Here is a 19,625-nt window from a genome sequence, read left to right as displayed (position 1 = left end):
GCTAACAGAGATAGAAGGAGAAATGTTACGGAAAAATAAAAAGATGAAATTCACGTTGAACAGAATGAAAAGTGCGCACAATGTGAAACAGAAACGCCCAGAAAGGATATGCAATTCCATCACGTTAAAAGGCATGCGGATGGCGGTCCATCAACAAAGGAAAATGTAAAAGGTGTTTGTAAAACTTGTCATACTGAACTACATCAATAATGGAAAAAGAAAAGTATATAGAAGAAATTAAATCCAATATCCAAAAATTTGGATATCATGTAACGTATGTAATTGCTGATATTTCACCAAGTTTTGCATACACCATTGGCCTTTCCCAAACTTTCAATTTTGAGTTAGTAATTGCTGGTGGTGCATTTTATAACAGAGCAGAAAAAGAGACAATAATTACAAGTATAGCAGATAAAATAATTGAGACGGATAATAAAATTCCTCAGTCCATAAATCTTGGGGAACTAGGCGTATTTTCCCTCTCACTTGTAGATGAGTCATGGAGTAAATTATTCCTACTTGGAGTTTATGATATCTTAAAAAAAGAAACTGTCGTAGCATTGGGAATAGTTCCAGATCAAAATCATTTTACATTGGACATTCCTAAAATGTCTGTACCATTTAATGTAAACAATGAACCAGTCTGGCAATGGATGGCAAAGGAGTGGAAATATAATGTGTCGAAGGAATCAACTGTCGGTACTGATCTTGATGCCTTAAAAGGGAAAGCTATCACTGAAGTCACAAGATGGGAGGATGACTATTGGGAGATGTACCACGGTGATGGGAATGAAATGCCAAAGGATCAAATAAGAGTTGTATCGATAGGGACTATGCTTGGAATTGATCCATCATTAATAGCAGCGTTTGATGTACCATTAGAAAAAGGTTTGTATAGAGAAAGTGCAGATGACGAATGGAAGAAATGGAGGTGGTAATTAGGTAAAAAAGAATCGATCAATTGGTTTGGATTTTCAGAAGGATCGATAAGGATCGTGAAAGGATACCTGAATCTTCTGTCGCGCTCTTCCAGTAAGCGTGTCGTCATTCTCATCACAGGAACAAAGGTTCGCATATTAGTCACCGACCAATGGCTCATAGAAAAGATGTGACCAACCTTCTATATAACTACTATGGTAAAATGTTAAGTACCTACCTTACGCATACTAACCCTTCCAGCACTGTTACGCCTCAGACAACCTTACTGACCAAAATGGGTTATGATGCAGCTGGTCCACCTGATTTCACTCGTCAAGCGGCTGAATGACAGCTCCAACCTCGAGGAAAAGATCGCAAAGAACAACTATAATGAGCTGGGGCAATTGCAGCAAAGGAAAATAGGCGTAATGTTATTACAAATAGTATGGGAGGGGCTTACGGAAATGGTCTTATTGCTGGGTTGCAACGGTATATCTCTATGTTGCCGATTGAAATACAAAGACAGATTAAAATCACTTTAGCGGCAGACTTTGACCCTTATCAAGCTGAAGATTTTCATGCAAATCCTGATGTTAAAACACAGCAATTTAAACATAAGAATGGTTGGAATATTATTGGTATGGGGTGGCTTGCCAATGGAACCGAGGACGGAGCTGAACAAGTTTCTGTAAATAAAAATGATAGCTCAGACCATTCAATATTTTCATTATTTAGTGACATTAGTAAATTGGCTGAAGGTAATTAGGGTCTGCTGAATAAGTTATCCGATCAATTATATTTCATTTTAACACCTGGCTATTTCCCCTTTCTGACGTCTCATATATCGGGGTATAAATTGTGCATCGGGGCTATTTACCATTATGGTCAAATAGCCCTCTGTTACCAGCCAGTAATAGATTTGGAGTGCTGACAACAAAGAACCAGCTGCCAGTTTAAGCAGATTCATGACAAAGTATATAGACATCACCCAACTCTCAGCCGTATCCTTTAGACGGGCCTTGATCTTACCCAGGCCATATGCATTTTTTCCTTGTCCAAACTTCCCTTCAATCGCATTTCGTTCTGGCATCTCCTTTTGTAATAATCGCTTTTGCTGCTTACTCTCCGGTGATGGTCGACCCAATGGCTTGCCAACATAACGGATCCCTTTTTCCTTCATGAATCGTCTGTTTTCACGTGTGCCGAACAACTGATCTGCCAATACACGCTCAGGATAGCAACCAAACAAGCGTTTATATGTTTCCAGGCTGGCTATCAGCAATCCACCTTCATTGTAATTGTCCCAACTCAGCTTTTCTATATGTGTGTAACCATCTTTCAACATCACCAGTTGCTTGCTCCCAAACTCTGTTGATACACGGTCTTTACCTCTAGGCATTGGACGTACATGCGGTTGATAGATACTTACAATCCTATCCGACATTTTTTGTTCTCTTTTCTTATACATCTCTGCCTGCTGACGATACATTTCCTGAATCACTTGTATTAAGGTCCAGTCCTTCATTTTCAACGTCTCCTTAAAAGTAGCATCTGATTCTATCAGCCAATTGATATACTTTAAATCACGCTTAACATATTGTAGTTGCTGCCGGATACCTCTGCGTATATCTCTTTTGCTCTTGTTTTTCTTTTTGGCAATATTCAGATATTGCTTCCTGGCTATCTTCCTATACATCCGCGGCATTACCAGTTCCGCCGCCTGACATCCCCGCTCTATCATCCCTTCCAATTGACGGCGTCCTTCATTCAGTAATTTGATATCTGTTGGATATTCGATCTGTTGCTCTGACACAGTCGCATCTAACATCACTGTTCCTGATAGCGCTTCAGGTGGCTTTTCTTTTACACTGTTCATATGATCCTGCGAGCAATCGTTATTTCTATCCCCTCCATTCTCATCCTGATCACTATTTCCTTCGGTATTCGCTACCTTCTCTTCATTCACTTTAGTTAATCCCGCTTCCTGCAAAATAATCTCATTCAATCTGGACATAACTTCTATGCCTAACCGTTTTCTAATACTTACCATCAACGATGCATCAAAGGGAGCCTCCTGTTGAAAACTGCTTAAGCCTACAAAATATTGCAGATATATATTTTCCGTGATTTGCTCTACTACCTCCCGATCATCTATGTTCAGTATATGTTTGATGATCACCGCACCAATCACCATCCTGGCACTCAATGTTGGAGCTCCAAAATCTGCCCGCATCTTTTTATAATACACCTCCGCCAGTTTATCCCACGGAATCTTTGCAGCCAGTATAACCCATCGATTGCTAGTTGATAATTGCTGCGAGAAGGGTGTAGAAAATCCGTCTAATGTTAACTGTTTTGAAGGAGTGTAACGTATCATTGCTGCATGGTTTTGGAGATGAATCACTCAATATATAAGCACTTCTGTAGCAAATAATAAGCCATATAATATTGATTAACAATATCTTAATACTTATTCAGCAGACCCTAATTATACATGGGACAATGTAAACCAAAAATGGATCAAACAATAACCTCCTTAATCGTCTGCTATGAGCAAAAGAATTATTTTATTTAATGTTATTTATTATGCTATTATTATTGGCTTAATAAAATTAGGTCAAGACAATCCCAGCAGTTCTTTGGGTTATGGCTATTTTATAATTATGTTTTGGGTTATAGCAGCAGTCCTATTAGTCTTTTTCTTGATTAAGAGAATTATTTACCCTAAAACAATATTTGAAAAGATTGGGGTTTTCACTGCAACGCCGTTAATAAGCATAATAGTTTTTATGATTATTATGTCATTTAAAGAAAATGTAAGTTCTGAATGGATTTTTAATAAAAATGGAAAACGGTATAAAGTACTAACATTTGATAAAGATAAAAGTACAGGTGGCAAACGAATTGAATATTATAGGAGTATTGATAGAATAGGTACTAAAGAAGATATTTGGATAAAGGATAGCACATGGGTTTATTTATCTAAAACAGGAGATACAATTAAAAATGTAAAATACAAAGACAACATCGAAGTAAAATGAAATCAATATTTATAGCTACTTCAGTAAGACAAACAGTTTTAATTTTCTTGTATATCATAGGAATAATCATGGTTTATCCCATATTATTATATTTTTTACAAGACTATAAAGCTATTTATAATTACTTCCCTTTATTACCACTTCATTCTTATATCCAAGTTTTTTTCAGTGGCCCGATTTTAATTGTGATAGGAGCGATCATCTTTTGGGGATACAAGCAGAGAATATTGGGATTGGGGTTTTCTATAACAGGCGTATTCTGGATAGGAGCAATTATTCATGAATTAATAACGAAGAATTGAATGTTTAATGCATTCTATATCCATACTACGAATGTGTTATTCCTTTTTCACTTATAGCAATACTTTTACTACACGAGTTTGTAAGCCTTTTACTTATACCATGAATATACTTCTACTTGCTACCTTTACTGCGTTTTTCAATCCAACCCGAGTTGTCCCTGCCGATTCTACAATAAAAAAGGATAGCGTAACCGTACTGCCTGACAGGTACCGCTAAAAGTGTAGTTAGGACTGCTGGAGGAAGGGTTACAAGAAGCACTAATCAAGCCATTAATAAAGTAGCAGTGGAAGTAGTAGAAGGTACTAAGAGTACACTTGAAAGTGCCGTTAAAATTACTACTAATGCGACCAAGGATTATAATACTCCCCAAAAATCGGACAGTAAGTTTAAGTGGAAAAACATCTTAAATTTACGATATGAACAAGGGAAGAAGAAAGTTCAATGCAGCATTTAAAGCGAAGGTAGCAGTAGAAGCCTTAAAAGAACAACTCACACTTGCAGAGCTGGCTGAGAAGTATGATTTACATCCCACTCAGATAACGGAGTGGAAGAAACAGCTGTTATCAGGCTCTGAACAGGTATTTGATCAGGGTAAGAAAGCTGATTCTGAAGCAACAGATCACCAGGAAGAAAAGGATGAACTATATAAGCAAATCGGTCAACTCAAGGTAGAGAATGACTGGTTGAAAAAAAAATCTGAACAGGTCTATGGGAAGAACTGGAAGGATGGCTATAGTAAGCAAGGATGATACGGAGCTTAGCATTGTACGTCAATGTCAATTGCTTGAAGTATCCCGTAGCAGTCATTATCATGAGCCTAAAGGAGAGAGCAAACAAAATCTGGAGCTGATGGCTCAGATTGATCGTCTCCACCTTGAACATCCTTATTTCGGGGCTGTTCGGATGGCCAAACATTTGAGTACAGATGATCTGGTTGTCAATGTGAAGCGGATTAGGCGCCTGATGCGAAAAATGGATATTTCGGCCATATATCCGGTTCCCAATACGAGCGAGGCATATAAATACCACCAAAAGTATCCATACCTGCTAAAGGGGCTTAATATTGACAGGAACAACCAGGTTTGGAGCATGGATATCACTTACATTCCGATGGCGAAAGGTTTTATGTATCTGTGTGCGATTATAGACTGGCATAGCCGGTATTTGCTATCCTGGACGCTAAGTAATACCATGACTGTTGATTTCTGCCTGGAAGCCCTTCAAAAGGCCGTTTCCATCTATGGCACTCCTGAGATCCTAAACACAGATCAGGGAAGCCAGTTTACCAGTGAGGAATTCACCTCAGCGGTATTAAATGCTGAGATCAAATTCAGCATGGACGGTGTTGGAAGAGCTACAGATAATATTTGTATTGAAAGGTTTTGGCGTAGCATCAAATACGAGAACATCTATCTCAATGCTTACGACAGCACGCTGGAATTATACAAAGGAATTCACAGGTATGTGGAATTCTATAATTGGGAACGAAAACATCAAAGCCTTGGATATGTTACTCCTGCTGATGTTTATGGCGCTGCTGATAAGTTATCCACATATTCACAGCAATTCACAAAGAGAAAAAAAGTAACAAAAAAAGAGAAAGTTTATAATAGTAGTAATAGATTTGATTCTTTAATTAATAACCCACCTATTGCTGTCTAATAAATGGGGAGTATCTAAGATAAAGTAAAAGAGAAAACGGAGGTAAAACGCCATGAATAAATTAAAGAGTATAGTGACAATTATTGTTTTTTTAATAATGTTTGGTTATATCTTCTATAAGGTTGGTAAAAGGCAGCTAACTGAATATTTATTAAAGCATGATGCACAGCGGGCAAGGGCTGTAATTATTGATGAGAAAAATCATATGGGTAATAGCCCTGTAATTCGTGAAAGCTCTTATTCATAACTTTTTCATGTTAATGGGGAAGCATATAAAAATGATTCAAAAGATCCTAAATTACAGATAGGAGATTCCATAGATATTGAGTATGTGAAATATTGGCCTAGTTTGAGCCGGCGAATTTCTGCATCCAATTAATTTTCACTAAACAGGGAAGCCGCAGGCAATGCCTGCGTACCATAAGCAGCATATCCAATGGCAGAAAACCTGGTGAATCCGGAGGAAACCTTGACAATCGATCCACCTTCAGCAATCAATTCACTAAACCTCTTCGCTAACAGGAATACAGATTTGAAATGTATAATCTAATGAAGCCTCCGTCGTATCCGCAATAGGTTCATAGCTGCCTACGCCTGCATTGATCAGGGAGTCCAGCTTTGTCTCAACAAATATTGCTTGCAGCGTTGATTTTATTTGCGTGATAACAATGTTTACATTAGTACTGCTGATATAAATAAAGTTGTAGGTGCAACTCAGAAAGTGAGCTAAGTGTTGGATAATACGGTTTTGAAAGCTGCTGAAATAGGCTTTAAAGAGGCTAATACTGTTGCTCCTGCTTCAATTTATGAAAGTTCAGGAAAAGTAATCGGTAAAGCTAGCAAAATTTTAGGAGTTGCTGGTTTGGGGCTTACAGGCCTTGATGCTATGACAAATGGAAAGGGATGGCAAACTAAACATACTATTGAGGCCACTGTTGGAATCCTTACTTTTGTTCCTTTTATTGGTGAAGTTGTTGGACCTGTCTGTTTTTTTGGAAATTTAGCAACGATGGCGGTTAATGATGGCAAGGGCATTAGTGATACGATTCAAGACTCAATAGATAAAAAATAAACAGAAAAATAAAAATGGGATATTACGATAATATATACGCCGCAACTTATAAATTCTATTCCCGGTTTAAACGGGAAGAACCTCGGTCAAGTGCCATCTGTGTCGTGGCTGTATGCCAAATAATGTTATGTATTCTGATATTCGCAATTTTTCAAAGAATTGGAATGATCAATCTAAGGGAAATAGGTATCAATAAATTCTACCTCTTACCTTTAATTCTTTTATGGTTATTTCTTCTTTTTAAGTATTATTCGAAAGAAAAAGGGAGAAAGACTATTGAAATATTTGAACTTAAGACAATTGCTCAAAGAAAAATGTGGGGAGTTATTTCTTTGATATCATTCTTATTACCAATCATTTTAATTGCAGTTTTCACTATGAAGTGATTATGTCGATAATGTGGATAACCTGACATATACCTACCAGGCCAATAGTAATAAGCTATTGACTGTGACAGATGCCAGTAATACAAGCACCGCCAAACTTGGTGATTTTAATGATGGTACAAACACAGGCGATGACTATACATACAACGGTAATGGCAATTTAATATCCGATCAGAATAAGCAAATCACTTCTATCAGTTATAACCTGCTGAATCTTCCCGAAAAAATTCTGGTCAGCGGCAAGGGTACAATTAATTATTTATATACGGCAGATGGCAGGAAACTGAAAAAAACCGTGGTGGACAGTACCTCGTCTCCTGTCAAAACCACTGTGACTGATTACATAGAAGGATTAGTGTATGAACGGGACACCTTACGATATATTATTCACGAAGAAGGCCGTATTCGCCCGGAATACGATTCCGGCAAAGCCCTCGTTTATCATTGGGATTATTTTGAAAAAGATCACCTGGGCAATGTCCGGGTAGTATTGGGAGATAATGCAGACACCAGCGTATACGCCGCTACCATGGAGACTGCCAGCAGTGTGACTGAAAACGCTTTATTCAGTAACATAGACAATACCCGCACGGCGCTTCCTGCTGGCTATCCAACGGATGAAACTACCAATCCAAATGCATATGTAGCCAGGCTGAATGCAGAAAGTGGTGAAAAAATAGGTCCATCCATTGTATTACGGGTCATGGCGGGAGATACCCTGCAGCTGGGGGTCAAAGCATTTTATAAAAGCACAGCAGCAAGCACCTCCAGTACTACCACAAGCAGTATGCTAGCCGCACTCATACAGGCATTCAGTTCTTCCACTATCTCTGATGGTACACATGCGGCTGCGGGTACAAATTCCGTTATTTCGTCAGCATATACATCCAGTGAGTACGAAGAGTTGATCAGCAAGGATGCGGATGAGAACCTTGCTACTAAACCCAAAGCGTATCTCACCTATGTACTTTTTGACGACCTGTTCAACATGGTAGATGATAATAGTGGTGTGAAACAGGTACAGGGAAATCCTGATGAATTGCAAACATTGACGGTAGAGAAGTTCCTTATTAAAAAAACAGGATTTGTTTATATTTATACGAGTAATGAGAGTGGGGAGAATGTGTATTTTGATAATCTGGTGGTAGTCCATAACAGAGGACCGTTATTGGAGGAGACGCATTATTATCCGTTTGGGTTGACGATGGCCGGGATAAGTTCGAATGCGTTGAAGGGGGCGAATTACCCTGAGAACCGGAAGAAATATAGCGGGATAGAGTATACGAGTGAGCTGGATCTGGATATATATGATGCACAGTTTAGGAACCTTGATCCACAGATAGGCAGGTGGAGTCAGATAGACCCGAAGATCGAGAATATGGAGGCATGGTCGCCGTATGCTTCTAACTATGATAATCCGATCAGGTATAATGACTTTTTAGGAGATGAGCCGGCAGAAGGTGGGCCTGGGCTTTGGGAGAGGTTGGGGAATGCTGTTGTGCAAACTGGACAGCAAATAGTATCAGCTGCAGCGGGCGCCACGAATGCTTATGTGTCTAATAATTTATTGGGCGGAGGTAGAATAGATGTAGATAATACTGGTCTTATCGGGGGGAATGCCATAGCTTACCAGGTAGGGCAAAAATTAGGGGATGCTGCTGCTGTTTATACAGGCGTTGTTGAATATCTTGCGGCAGGAGCTGGAGAATTTTTTTCAGCAGGAGCAGGTACAGCTCTTGCTGTTCCTGTTGCAATACATGGAACTACAACAGCTGGTCTTGGGTTGAAAAATCTGCTAACTAATCCCATTAGAAATATTACACTTGAAGAACGAGCTGCAAAACTCAATGAAAAAGATCGCTCTGGAAAAGATTTTACTCCTGCAAGAAGGGAGGTTGTTAAAGAACAGAATAAAGTTAAGAATGGGGGTACGATGAAATGTGAAAATTGTGGAGTGGAAACGCCCAATGCTCAAAAGTCTAAGAAAGGTGTTACGCCTCCGAAGAATGAAGCGCATGTTGATCATGTTAAGAGAAAGAGAGAAGGCGGGAGAGGGAATCCTGATAATGGGCAAGTGCTTTGCGGTGGTTGTAACGTAGAAAAACATTAAATGAATAAAAATGAGCAATAGTCAAAGTGATAATGAGGAAGTCAAAGTCAAATTAGTGTATAAAGATTTTGATGGTAATATTAAAATTGAAAGTGTATGGGCAGAAAAAGTTGGCAACTATTATAGAATAGTTAATGTTCCCTTTTTTGCGAGTAACCTTGCATATGGGGATATAGTAAGTGCAGAAGAAGATGATGGACAGTTGTACTTTGATGAGCTGATAGAGCCTTCAGGTCACAGTACAATACAAATGATTATCTACAATAAGGGGGATGTTAAAAGAATAGGTGAAGAGCTGGTTGCTTTAGGGTGTGATTGGGAAGGGAGTCATCTTGAAGGTTATATATCAGTTGATGTTCCGGCTACTATATCTTACGTTCCTATAAAAAAATATTTGGAAGATGGGGCTTTAAATAAAAAGTGGGATTATAAGGAAGCCTGCTTGGCTCATGTATAGAATCAAAGGAACGGTTTAAAAAGCATATTCAAGATAAATAGCAAAGCTATGGGCAGTGCCTGTAGCTTTGCTATTTATCTTGAATATGCTTTTTAAGTTTTGTTATAGGAGATAGCCATATCGATGAAATAATAAATTTTTTCTTTTTCTTCTTCCGGGAGAGCTTCAATATCTTCAATGCGTTTAAGCAATTTTTTGTCTAGTACCATGCTGGTAGAGCCACCAATCAGGTAATCCACGGTAACGCCCAGTTCATCTGCAATTTTTTTAGCCATCTCAATAGAAGGCTTGATCTCACCCCGCTCATAGCGGCCTATAATGGGCGCAGATGTTCCCACTCTTTTAGCCAGTTCGTCCTGGGAGATTTTAAGCTGTTTACGTTGCGTCGCAATGTGTTCACCAAAAGTCATAAAAAGGTACTTTAAATACCCTGTAAAAGCAGGGGGTCAAAGCATTTTATAAAAGCACGGCAGCCAGCACCTCCAGTACTACCACAAGCAGTATGCTAGCTGCACTCATACAGGCATTCAGTTCTTCCACTATCTCTGATGGTACACATGCGGCTGCGGGTACAAATTCCGCTATTTCGTCAGCATATACATCCAGTGAGTACGAAGAGTTGATCAGCAAGGATGCTGATGAGAACCTTGCTACTAAACCCAGGGCGTATCTCACCTATGTACTTTTTGACGACCTGTTCAACATGATAGATGACAATAGTGGTGTGAAACAGGTACAGGGAAATCCAGATGAATTACAAACATTGACGGTAGAGAAGTTCCTTATTAAAAAAACAGGATTTGTTTATATTTATACAAGCAATGAAAGTGGGGAGAATGTCTACTTCGACAACCTTGTTATATCTCACAATAGTGGACCACTGTTAGAAGAGACTCACTATTACCCATATGGGCTGACAGATCCGAAAGTGGATGATATGGAAGCGTGAAGTCCCTATGCTTCGAACTATGATAATCCAATTCGTTTTAGTGATCTATTAGGAGATGAACCTGACGAAGGCCCCGGAATCCTAGACAATATAAAGCAGATTGTTAGTAATGTTGGCGAAAAGGTCATTTCAGCAGGATTAGGAGCCGCTAATGCCTTTTATTCAGATAACTTTGGTGGTGTAGGTAGGAAAGATATTTCGCAGACTGGTTTACAGAATGGAAATTCAATTGCTTATCAAGTAGGGCAGAAAATAGGTGATGCAGTATCCATTTACACTGGAGCATTAGAGGACATAGCAGCAGGTGGCGGAGAGGTTTTATCAGTTGGAGGAGCAACGGCTATTGCTGTTCCAGTTGCTATTCACGGCACCGTGACCATTGGTATTGGCTTGAAAAATTTGCTCTCGAATCCAATTAAGTTTAGTGAGTCGTCTACTCCCCAAAAATCCAAAGCGCAACAACGAGCAGATAAGCTAAGTGAAACACAACGTCCAGGACAGCCTTTCACCAGAGCAGGTAAAAAAGCGACAGCGGATGTAAATGCAGAAAAAAATGGAGGAAAGGTGGTATGTGAATATTGCGGAACTGAGACAGTGAAGGTTAAACAATCAAAAAAAGGTGTCGTTCCTCCCCAAAATGAATTGCAAATTGATCACAAAATACCTCAATCCGCAGGAGGTAGCGGAACACCGAATAATGGCGCAGCTTCAAGTCGTAGTTGCAATGTTAAGAAAAGTAATAAATATTAATTAAATGGATAAACTAAAAGTCATTTTTGTTCAAAATGCTGATAATGGCAATCTAGAATTTGAATCTTTATGGTGTGGAAAAGTTGAAGATGGGTGTATTGTAGATAATATTCCTTTCATCGCTAAAAGAATATCATTAGGGGATAAAATAAAAGTGGAATACGATGAAGAAGAAAAGGCGTATTATTTTGATGATTTTATAGAAGTTTCTGGAAACTCAACCATTCGGATTTTCTTTAAGACCCCAGAAATGATTGAGGTTGTTGGAAGGGAATTAGAGAAATTAGGATGTATTTGGGAAGGTTTTACCCAAAAAGCAATGATGGCAGTTAGTATTCCCAAAGCCGTAAATTATTCTCCCGTAAAGAAATATTTAGACAAAGGCGAAGAAAATGGGGATTGGACCTATGAAGAATCTTGTTTATGTCATGAAGATTAGGCGAGACTGTAAAATTTTATGTGTTATTGGGTCTATTGTAGCGCCTTGTCTTGACAGGCTCCAAAACCGTTGAAGGCGCTGCTACCGCGCCATTTCCCCTTCCCCATCCCGGCAGGGTTTCAAACATTAGGCAGGTGGGGGGGATCGATCCTTCCGCAGATAAAATGAGAAGATTTTCGCCCTATAATTTTGCTTTTGATAATCCAATAAGATTTATTGATCCTGATGGAATGGCCCCCACGGATATTATTGTAAAGGGGAAGGATGACAAGATATGGACAATAAAAGCACCAGGAGAGGATTATACTGTTAACATTCCTGTAGCTCTTAAAGAAAATAAAACTATAGACATTGGATTAGATAAGTTGGCAGATGGAAGCCAGTATGCTGTAGGGTACACTTTAGAGGGATCTGCACAAGTAGCTGTTGGTTCAGGAGCTTCTGTTGCGGGGAATTTGTCAGTAGTTAATTTTACAAATAGTATTTATGGCGGTTATAATTATACTTATGCAGGTGGTGCCTATAAAGCAAGTGCAGGTGTTCAAGAAGGAGCCTCGGCATCAGTTGGAGTTAATTTTTTCGTAGCGGTGAATACGAATGATGTAATGACCAACAAAAATTCTGCTCCTTCTACTTTTGCTGGGGCCACTTCTTCTTATGGTGTCTCCCAGGATTTAAAAGATGTTGTCGGTGGCGGGTGGAATGCTTCAATATTCACAATGGACGATTGGAAAGGAATATCTTTTGGAGTAATTGCAGGTGTGGGCCAGAGTGCTAATGCAGGCACAGCAAATGCAGGACAATCGACATCCGTATTATTGAATAATGAAATCCCAACCAAGGATAGAAGTTGGGCAGATAGAATATTTAATGCTCAGGCACCCATTTTATCAGGAGTTGGTACTAATGTCAAGCGTAAATTATAAAAAATGAAAAAAGTGCTAATCATTATAGTTGGAATAGTCTTATTCGTGTGGGTTCTACGTTCTGACTGCCACAGGAAAAATCAGACTAACAAACTTGCTTTAGAAAACCTGGACTTGCAGTTAACAGGAATTGTTGAAAATGTTGAAAATGGGGATAATTTTCACGGATATGGTATTGTCAGGTTAAGAATAGTTAGCTCCAATATACAAACGTATGATCCACGTGGGAAGCTCCAATATTACTTTTGCGTTATCAAAGATGGTGTGGCTGAAGTATATGATCATGCCTCTACTTCAAATACCTTTGTAGGAGATACATTGGTTTACAATACGAAGGAAAAGAAAGGTGCTATTATTAAGAACGGGAAAAAAACTCAGGAAGGTTCCATCGGAGTAAGCACAGAGGATGCCTATTACAGGTATATTGAACGGAAAACTATATTCAAATAAAATAGTATATAGTGAGTTGTTTTTAATAATTGTTTCATTATTACCCTTTCGGGTTGACAATGGCGGGGATATCTTCTAAGGCGGCTGGAACTCTAAATAATAATTACAAGTTTAAAGGCAAGGAATTACAATCCAAAGAGTTCAGCGATGGAAGTGGCTTAGAGTGGACAGACTTCGGAGCAAGGATGTACGACAATCAAATAGGACGTTGGGGGGGTGTTGCCCCATTAGCAGGAAAGTACATTGATATATCGCCATATGCTTTTGTGCAAAACAATCCTATCAATAATATTGAAATAGACGGAAGATATTTTGATGAGAAGAAAGCTCATAAGATGGAAGGGAAAATTGATAAACAGGTTGCTAAGCTTGAAAAGCAAATAGCCAAAATGGATAGGAAGGGGCAAGATGTTGGCGATAGAAGAGAACGAGTTGCAGAATTAAGAAGTTCTAAAACCGATATAGCAAACATGCGTAGCGATGAAAACACCGAGTATAAATATGGAAGTGTAGGTAGTAAAGATTTTATGGCATTAGGTTTGGTTGGACCAACAACCACTTCAACAGGGACAAATGCCAAAGGTGATGGAGTGGTAACAATGTTTATAGAGAGTAATATGGGAAGCCAACTTCATGAAACCCGACATGGAGGACAAAATGCAAGAAATGAATTTAATATAGCCACAGCAGCCAATTATGGTGTTGCCGATGAAATAAGTGCATACAGGGCACAATATGCATGGAGCGGCGGCTTAGAATACAGAGACCAGCCAGCAGCAGATGTTATGATGCAAAGAGTACGAGCAGGTCAAGGCCCCACAAAAGGTATCATAAATAAAATTAATCAAATAACAGGTGCGGTTGTAAACTCAATGGTTGACCCAGGGTTTATCCCTATTTATCCCCCAAGAAATGTAGCAGGTATTTTGATTATCCCATTAGACGTTTGGAACAGAAACTAAAGCTTATGAAAAAGGTTGCGTATATATTATTGTTTTTTATGGCTGTATTTTACAGTTGTAACACAAGTAAATTAGCAAAAGAGTACAAGTTGTACCAATGGGATAAAAACATAAACTATCCTAAAGAAAAACTAAGTATTGAGCTTGCAAATGACACAACAGGTTTGTTTGTGAATAATTATGAAAGCACGAAGGTTTTTAATCAGGACTTTGTTTTTTCAAAAATAAAGGATGACTATTTGATAATTAGAAATGTTAGCCAATCAAACCCACATCTTATATCATTAAAGCAGGGCGATACAATTGTCCTTACAAAAGGACGGCTATTGTTCTTTTACAATGGCGATAAGAAATATCTTTTATCATTTAAGAAAAAGTGATAAAATGTTAAGCAACAAAGCCACTCAATTGAGTGGCTTTGCTATTTTATGAAGCATACGCTTTTTTATTTTAAAAATCTCTTATGAGAGTATCGAGGGTAATAAAGATGTGTTCCTGTTCATTATCCGAAAGCTTTTGTTCTTCCAGTACGCGTGTCGCCACTCTCACCCCAGGAACAAAGACTACCAATCCAAATGCATATGTAGCCAGGATGAATGCAGAAAGTGGTAAAAAAATAGGTCCATCCATTGTATTACGGGTCATGGCGGGGAAAACAGGATTTGTTTATATTTATACAAGTAATGAAAGTGGGGAGAATGTGTATTTTGATAATTTGGTGGTAGTCCATAACAGAGGGCCGTTATTGGAGGAGACGCATTATTATCCGTTTGGTTTGACAGGACCTGTTTTGATACCAGAAACACGGCAGAATGCCAATACGATTACAGCTAATGGTTTAAATCTTGTTAATCCAATCTATTAATCTATGAAAAACATTTTACTGATTGCAATGCTTATAGTTTGCACATCTATTGCCAGCAAAGGACAAAATAAAACTGAAGAAACCAATCCTTTTAGTATAGTGAACTTGCCAAAATTCTATAAAGAGAAAGGGATAATCTTTAATGAAGATTATGCAGTAGGAATTGACATTAAAAATCCGAAGAACCGATTCTCACCTACTGTAACCGATATTGAAAGAGCAGAAGAAATTTTTAGCAATCGTTATAACCATTTACAGGGCACAAGTATTGACGTTAAAAGTTCTTTCTGCCATTGGGTGCGTCAATATATTGGAGTAGTTGATAGCAATGGCAAAAGGAATATTATTGTTCAATTAGTAAATAACAAAAAGCCTGGTAAAATCAATAGGCTTTTGGGTAAAGGATGGGAAAACAACTTTGTAGTAATGTTGTCAGACGATTTTTATAAAGTGAGTTCTCGATTTAGAATTATTATTGATACTGGTGAAATGAGTTCCGGTTTATAAACAAGAGCCGCAGTGATGCGGCTTTTGTTTATAATGAGCATAAGCTTTTTTTGCTTTGTGGTCTCGAAGAAAAGCATCCATCAGGGCTAAAAGATGTGCTTTATCATCCTGCGGCAGCTGTTGTATATCGGATATATTCTTTACAATATTTTTTTCGAGGAGCTGGTCGGTATTGCCAGCCAGGTAATTCAATGATACATAAAGGGCATTGGCAATTTTTACCGCCACTTCAATAGAGGGTAACACTTCATTACGTTCATATCTTCCAATGATCTACCGTGACACGCCCACTGCTTTACCCAAGTTGATCCGGCTCATGTCTTTTTGCTTGCGGAGGGTGGAGAATAAAGAGTTTAGTGACAGTTCAGGGCTGGAACTATATGATTATGGGGCTAGAATGTATAATCAGCAAATCGGAAGGTGGTTTGTAATTGATCCCCCCTATCTGAAAAAATGCCTTATGTTTATGGCTTCAATAATCCAATGAGGTTTATCGATCCTGATGGCATGAATCCTGATGATATAATAATTGGTGGCGATCAAAAATTTAGAATGATTGCATTTTACGATCTTCAAAAGTTGACATCTGAAAAACTGGTATTATTAAATACCGGGGTTGTTACTGCTGCTAATAAAGTCGAAAAAGGAGACGAAATAGAGTTTACGGGAGATGTCGATATGGATAGGAATGGTAATGCTGTGGAGAAAAAAGCTGATACAGCTTTAGTAGCCGATTTAATGAAACATGATGAACAAAATAACACGGATGTGACCATTCTGCCAACTACTGGAGAAGACAAAACTGTCAATACATATGGTACTAATTCAACAGTTTACTATAACTATACAATCAGTAATGGGAAAGACGCCCCTGGCTTTCCAATAATCAATGTAGATGGAACATCAGGAGCAAGACTATTCATTTTCTTGGGTCATGAATTGGTCCACTCTCAGCAATTTAAACACCAAACTTATGACAATAGCATAATTCAAGGCTATAAAGATGTAGATTCAGGTCTATTAAATGCAATGACTAAATCCGAATATGAAGCGAGACAAAAAGAAAATGAAATCAGAGGAGAGCAAAATATTAAATTAAGAAAAATGGCACCATTGCCATAAAAACATAATAAAACAATGATTCAATCGCTTTTTTTATTAAGTCTTTTACTTTGCCCTTTGGAATATAATTTATCTAATCCTATAAAAGGATTAGATAAATTATATTTAGATTGGAAAAAAGTCACAATACAAGCCTTGGAAAAACGGGCAAACAATACCACAGATTCTCTAAAAAGAAATACTTTTCTTAATAGAATTAATGCAGTTAATGTTGTAACTCAAAAAGAAGAGTCAATGAAAATCGATACATTGGCAATAAGATATCTATGAAGTTGTTTACACTTTTTGAAGGATAAAAAGGAAGTCCCAGGAATTAAGGATTTTTGTTTTGGCAAATAAAAACGAATAATTCTGGGACTCATAGACGAAGATAAGGTACGAGATTGGATTTTACCACATTTAAGCAAAGGCAAAAGAGGCTTTAAGGCCAGGATAGATTTAGTAAAAGTGGTTCTGTTGATTTTAAAGCGAATGAAAACAGGCTGCCAGTGGCGAGAGTTGTGTATTTGCGAATATTTTGATAAAGGGGCGACCTCGTGGCAAAATATTCACAGGTATTTTTTAAATGGAGTAAAGACGGTTCATTCAAGAGGGCTTGGATCAATCTTTTATCTTGTAATAAGAAACTGCTGGATCTGTCAAGCGCTCAGTTAGATGGTAGCCATACACCTGTCAAACGTGGTGGCCAGGCGGTAGGTTATCAAGGCAGAAAAGCTTCAAAAACCAGTAATAGTTTGTTCTTATGTGACAACAGAGGTCAGATGCTGACGGTATCAACGGCGCAAAGTGGAGAGCATAATGACTTATACGATATAGTGAAGCTGTTTAAAGAAATGATCGGGGTTCTGGAACAATCCGATATCAATTGCAATGGAATATTTGTAAATGCCGATCCTGGATTTGACAGCGAAGATTTAAAACAAGTATGCATTGACTACGAGATTGAATTAAATGTAAAACCCAACTTGCGAAATCAAAAGAAGCAAAGTGATGAATACCGATATTTTGATGATCAACTTTACAAAAGACGAACAAAAATTGAACATGCCAATGCCTGGATGGATGCTTTTAAAGCATTGCTTGTCAGATATGAAAAACTTGTTGAAACATGGATGGCATTGCAATGGCTGGCTCTTATAACCCTTTTTTGTAGAAAATTAAAAGTATAAACAACTTCTATTATTAAAAGACCATTTTACAAATATTATATCTTCAAAAGGAGATGTATTTATTATTGAAATAAAAACAATGACTTCAGCAATAAGTTTTACTGATTTAATAATTCACAGAAATGACAATCATATAGCTATTGTTGATGCATTTAGATTTAATGGTAAAAAATGGATAGCAATTCAACACTTCAGTTGTGATGAATATTTCCTTCAGGAAAATTTGAGCACCTATTATCTTGAAAATGGAAAAGGTATAAACTTTAATGAAACTATAATCACAAAATTTTCAAAAGGGAAACTAAAAATGTCCGAATATTTTATAACAAAATCATTGTCTTCTAAGTGCGGATTACAAAATATATTTGATAAGGTTGATCAATATTATTACAAATAAAAGAAATTAAAAAAAGAAGCTGCAAATAGGAGAAACAACAAAGAATACAATGTTGCTTCACAGGTATTTAAACCTGGCAAAGACCGTTCAGATTTACTTCGTGCTACTGGAAAAGATAATTATGATATTGATTTGACAACAAAATCAGAACTCGAATATATAAAGGGGGCGGTACTGAAAGCAGATGCATGGGCAAGGGGAGATGGTGAATTTAATAGAGACGGACAGGCGCCTGCAGGACTCAAGGCTTTCGCAAATTTAAATCCGCTAATTGCTGTACCTAATGCCCAAATGGTGTTGGTTTTAAATAAGGATGTTTACGGGATTAAAGTGACAAGTAAGTTTGATAAAACAATGGCGGTAGTTGGTGCAATATCCTCATTTTCCGGATTTGGCCTCATTGGAGAGGCAGCTGCTGTCAAATTGGGGACTGCAGCTGCGAAAGTGGGAGCGGCTACTGACATAGGCGCTACGGTGGTAGGAGCTTCAAATGACTTAGGGCTTTTGGATGGAATTAAAAATCCACAACCGAAAACAGAAGAAAACTAATATCGTTTGTTTAATAAGAAAAAACAAAGAAATGAAACTTCAAACAGTAGTTGATCTACCATTACTTACGGCTAGAAAGATATTCATGCTTCGACTACTAACATGGATTCTGTTTATAACTTTCCCCCTGATATTTCTGAGCTTGATATTTTGGTCGGGTAAAATAACATTAGGCTTCCTTGTTTTGTTTGCTGCATCTGCTATTCCTATGCAAATTATGAGCTCATATGAAACTGTAGGGACAATCAGGCTTACAAAGGATGAGATTATTATTGATAATACACAGGAACAAACTTCATTCTCAGTTTTAGAAGCAGATAAACTTGAGTTTACCGTTTTAGGAATTCATGGTGAATTTAATCGAGGCAGATCTTTTATTTTGAATCAGGGCGCCAATAATTTTCTGAAATTCAGACATATGGGTGAGAAAAAGCAGTTTAGATTTTTGATGAAAGAAGAATCTGTAAACGAACTTAAAAGATTGTTGGAATTATGGAGCGAAAATAATATACCATATAGTTTATACAACAAGTCTTTGCAAAGTTTTCCTAAATTCCAAAAATAAGTACTTGCTGGCGTGATCTATCGGGT

General features: G+C 37.9%; 29 protein-coding genes. 26 read left to right on the top strand and 3 right to left on the bottom strand.

Features of this window, described 5'->3' with window-relative positions; all coding sequences use genetic code 11:
- Positions 1 to 48: 48 nt before the first annotated feature.
- The 4 genes from QQL36_RS35650 to QQL36_RS13350 all read left to right on the top strand — a co-directional run bounded on the left by QQL36_RS35650 (position 49) and on the right by QQL36_RS13350 (position 1,684).
- Entirely contained in the window at positions 49 to 210 is a 162-nt protein-coding gene (locus QQL36_RS35650) for an HNH endonuclease (RefSeq protein ID WP_415751074.1), read from the top strand.
- On the top strand, positions 210 to 938 hold the full coding sequence (locus tag QQL36_RS13360) for a DUF4262 domain-containing protein (protein WP_321569972.1): 729 nt from the start codon (positions 210 to 212) through the stop codon (positions 936 to 938). Before QQL36_RS35650 ends, QQL36_RS13360 begins: the two co-directional genes overlap by 1 nt.
- 152 nt (positions 939 to 1,090) lie before the next feature.
- Positions 1,091 to 1,267 (top strand): hypothetical protein, encoded by a 177-nt coding sequence (locus tag QQL36_RS13355; protein ID WP_321569971.1) that lies wholly within the window; start codon positions 1,091 to 1,093, stop codon positions 1,265 to 1,267.
- A 96-nt stretch (positions 1,268 to 1,363) separates the two neighbouring features.
- Complete coding sequence (locus tag QQL36_RS13350) at positions 1,364 to 1,684, top strand: hypothetical protein (protein ID WP_321569970.1); 321 nt, start codon at positions 1,364 to 1,366, stop codon at positions 1,682 to 1,684.
- Positions 1,685 to 1,723: 39 nt separating this feature from the next.
- On the opposite strand, the gene QQL36_RS13345 is transcribed toward QQL36_RS13350, so the two are convergent.
- A complete protein-coding gene (locus QQL36_RS13345) occupies positions 1,724 to 3,295 on the bottom strand; it encodes an IS5 family transposase (protein ID WP_321566779.1) in 1,572 nt (523 codons plus the stop codon).
- 172 nt (positions 3,296 to 3,467) lie between these two features.
- Here QQL36_RS13345 and QQL36_RS13340 point away from each other — a divergent pair, with 172 nt between their 5' ends.
- The 7 genes from QQL36_RS13340 (at position 3,468) to QQL36_RS13310 (ending at position 9,949) form a co-directional block, all read left to right on the top strand.
- On the top strand, positions 3,468 to 3,959 hold the full coding sequence (locus tag QQL36_RS13340) for a hypothetical protein (protein ID WP_321569969.1): 492 nt from the start codon (positions 3,468 to 3,470) through the stop codon (positions 3,957 to 3,959).
- 719 nt (positions 3,960 to 4,678) lie between these two features.
- Entirely contained in the window at positions 4,679 to 5,011 is a 333-nt protein-coding gene (locus tag QQL36_RS13335) for a transposase (RefSeq protein ID WP_321566443.1), read from the top strand.
- Positions 4,971 to 5,924 carry an IS3 family transposase gene (locus tag QQL36_RS13330; RefSeq protein WP_321568416.1) on the top strand — a complete coding sequence of 318 codons (954 nt, stop codon included), beginning with the start codon at positions 4,971 to 4,973 and terminating at the stop codon, positions 5,922 to 5,924. The genes QQL36_RS13335 and QQL36_RS13330 overlap by 41 nt, the downstream gene beginning before the upstream one ends.
- 52 nt (positions 5,925 to 5,976) lie before the next feature.
- A complete protein-coding gene (locus tag QQL36_RS13325) occupies positions 5,977 to 6,171 on the top strand; it encodes a hypothetical protein (RefSeq protein ID WP_321569968.1) in 195 nt (64 codons plus the stop codon).
- A 501-nt stretch (positions 6,172 to 6,672) separates the two neighbouring features.
- Positions 6,673 to 6,996, top strand: coding sequence for a hypothetical protein (locus QQL36_RS13320; protein ID WP_321569967.1), 324 nt, complete (start codon positions 6,673 to 6,675; stop codon positions 6,994 to 6,996).
- A 399-nt stretch (positions 6,997 to 7,395) separates the two neighbouring features.
- Positions 7,396 to 9,492 carry an RHS repeat-associated core domain-containing protein gene (locus QQL36_RS13315; RefSeq protein WP_321569966.1) on the top strand — a complete coding sequence of 699 codons (2,097 nt, stop codon included), beginning with the start codon at positions 7,396 to 7,398 and terminating at the stop codon, positions 9,490 to 9,492.
- 10 nt (positions 9,493 to 9,502) lie between these two features.
- Positions 9,503 to 9,949: a DUF4265 domain-containing protein gene (locus QQL36_RS13310; protein ID WP_083730257.1), complete on the top strand. Its 447-nt coding sequence runs from the start codon at positions 9,503 to 9,505 to the stop codon at positions 9,947 to 9,949.
- Positions 9,950 to 10,041: 92 nt separating this feature from the next.
- On the opposite strand, the gene QQL36_RS13305 is transcribed toward QQL36_RS13310, so the two are convergent.
- Positions 10,042 to 10,359: a helix-turn-helix transcriptional regulator gene (locus QQL36_RS13305; protein ID WP_321569965.1), complete on the bottom strand. Its 318-nt coding sequence runs from the start codon at positions 10,357 to 10,359 to the stop codon at positions 10,042 to 10,044.
- A gap of 92 nt (positions 10,360 to 10,451) precedes the next feature.
- On the opposite strand from QQL36_RS13305, the gene QQL36_RS13300 reads away from it, so the two are divergent.
- The 9 genes from QQL36_RS13300 to QQL36_RS13260 all read left to right on the top strand — a co-directional run bounded on the left by QQL36_RS13300 (position 10,452) and on the right by QQL36_RS13260 (position 15,797).
- Positions 10,452 to 10,898, top strand: coding sequence for a hypothetical protein (locus tag QQL36_RS13300; RefSeq protein WP_321569964.1), 447 nt, complete (start codon positions 10,452 to 10,454; stop codon positions 10,896 to 10,898).
- A 372-nt stretch (positions 10,899 to 11,270) separates the two neighbouring features.
- Positions 11,271 to 11,648: an HNH endonuclease signature motif containing protein gene (locus tag QQL36_RS13295; protein ID WP_321569963.1), complete on the top strand. Its 378-nt coding sequence runs from the start codon at positions 11,271 to 11,273 to the stop codon at positions 11,646 to 11,648.
- Positions 11,649 to 11,652: 4 nt separating this feature from the next.
- The gene (locus tag QQL36_RS13290) at positions 11,653 to 12,087 is read left to right on the top strand and encodes a DUF4265 domain-containing protein (protein ID WP_321569962.1); all 435 of its coding nucleotides are present in this window, start codon (positions 11,653 to 11,655) and stop codon (positions 12,085 to 12,087) included.
- A 134-nt stretch (positions 12,088 to 12,221) separates the two neighbouring features.
- Positions 12,222 to 13,013, top strand: coding sequence for a hypothetical protein (locus tag QQL36_RS13285; protein WP_321569961.1), 792 nt, complete (start codon positions 12,222 to 12,224; stop codon positions 13,011 to 13,013).
- 3 nt (positions 13,014 to 13,016) lie between these two features.
- Positions 13,017 to 13,463, top strand: a complete 447-nt coding sequence (locus QQL36_RS13280) for a hypothetical protein (protein WP_083730323.1) — start codon at positions 13,017 to 13,019, stop codon at positions 13,461 to 13,463.
- A 29-nt stretch (positions 13,464 to 13,492) separates the two neighbouring features.
- Positions 13,493 to 14,425 (top strand): RHS repeat-associated core domain-containing protein, encoded by a 933-nt coding sequence (locus QQL36_RS13275; RefSeq protein WP_321569960.1) that lies wholly within the window; start codon positions 13,493 to 13,495, stop codon positions 14,423 to 14,425.
- Positions 14,426 to 14,430: 5 nt separating this feature from the next.
- Entirely contained in the window at positions 14,431 to 14,805 is a 375-nt protein-coding gene (locus QQL36_RS13270; protein ID WP_321569959.1) for a hypothetical protein, read from the top strand.
- 83 nt (positions 14,806 to 14,888) lie between these two features.
- The gene (locus QQL36_RS13265; RefSeq protein WP_321569958.1) at positions 14,889 to 15,290 is read left to right on the top strand and encodes a hypothetical protein; all 402 of its coding nucleotides are present in this window, start codon (positions 14,889 to 14,891) and stop codon (positions 15,288 to 15,290) included.
- A gap of 3 nt (positions 15,291 to 15,293) precedes the next feature.
- The gene (locus QQL36_RS13260) at positions 15,294 to 15,797 is read left to right on the top strand and encodes a hypothetical protein (RefSeq protein ID WP_321569957.1); all 504 of its coding nucleotides are present in this window, start codon (positions 15,294 to 15,296) and stop codon (positions 15,795 to 15,797) included.
- Here the strand turns inward: QQL36_RS13260 and QQL36_RS13255 are convergent.
- Positions 15,792 to 16,043, bottom strand: a complete 252-nt coding sequence (locus tag QQL36_RS13255) for a hypothetical protein (protein ID WP_415751057.1) — start codon at positions 16,041 to 16,043, stop codon at positions 15,792 to 15,794. The two genes, QQL36_RS13260 and QQL36_RS13255, sit on opposite strands and share 6 nt — an antisense overlap.
- A 207-nt stretch (positions 16,044 to 16,250) precedes the next feature.
- Between QQL36_RS13255 and QQL36_RS13250 the strand changes: the two genes are divergently transcribed.
- The 6 genes from QQL36_RS13250 (at position 16,251) to QQL36_RS13225 (ending at position 19,599) form a co-directional block, all read left to right on the top strand.
- Entirely contained in the window at positions 16,251 to 16,919 is a 669-nt protein-coding gene (locus QQL36_RS13250; RefSeq protein WP_321569956.1) for a M91 family zinc metallopeptidase, read from the top strand.
- A gap of 15 nt (positions 16,920 to 16,934) precedes the next feature.
- Positions 16,935 to 17,189 carry a hypothetical protein gene (locus QQL36_RS13245; protein WP_321569955.1) on the top strand — a complete coding sequence of 85 codons (255 nt, stop codon included), beginning with the start codon at positions 16,935 to 16,937 and terminating at the stop codon, positions 17,187 to 17,189.
- 266 nt (positions 17,190 to 17,455) lie between these two features.
- Complete coding sequence (locus QQL36_RS13240) at positions 17,456 to 18,088, top strand: transposase (RefSeq protein ID WP_321569954.1); 633 nt, start codon at positions 17,456 to 17,458, stop codon at positions 18,086 to 18,088.
- 79 nt (positions 18,089 to 18,167) lie between these two features.
- Positions 18,168 to 18,485: a hypothetical protein gene (locus QQL36_RS13235; RefSeq protein ID WP_321569953.1), complete on the top strand. Its 318-nt coding sequence runs from the start codon at positions 18,168 to 18,170 to the stop codon at positions 18,483 to 18,485.
- 132 nt (positions 18,486 to 18,617) lie between these two features.
- Positions 18,618 to 19,034, top strand: coding sequence for a hypothetical protein (locus tag QQL36_RS13230; protein ID WP_321569952.1), 417 nt, complete (start codon positions 18,618 to 18,620; stop codon positions 19,032 to 19,034).
- A gap of 31 nt (positions 19,035 to 19,065) precedes the next feature.
- Entirely contained in the window at positions 19,066 to 19,599 is a 534-nt protein-coding gene (locus tag QQL36_RS13225) for a hypothetical protein (protein ID WP_321569951.1), read from the top strand.
- The last annotated feature ends 26 nt before the right edge of the window (positions 19,600 to 19,625 follow it).

It is taken from the genome of Chitinophaga sp. LS1, from assembly GCF_034274695.1.
Classification (GTDB): domain Bacteria; phylum Bacteroidota; class Bacteroidia; order Chitinophagales; family Chitinophagaceae; genus Chitinophaga.
The sequence above is the reverse complement of the archived record's forward strand: the minus strand, read 5'-3'. Positions and strand labels throughout refer to the sequence as shown.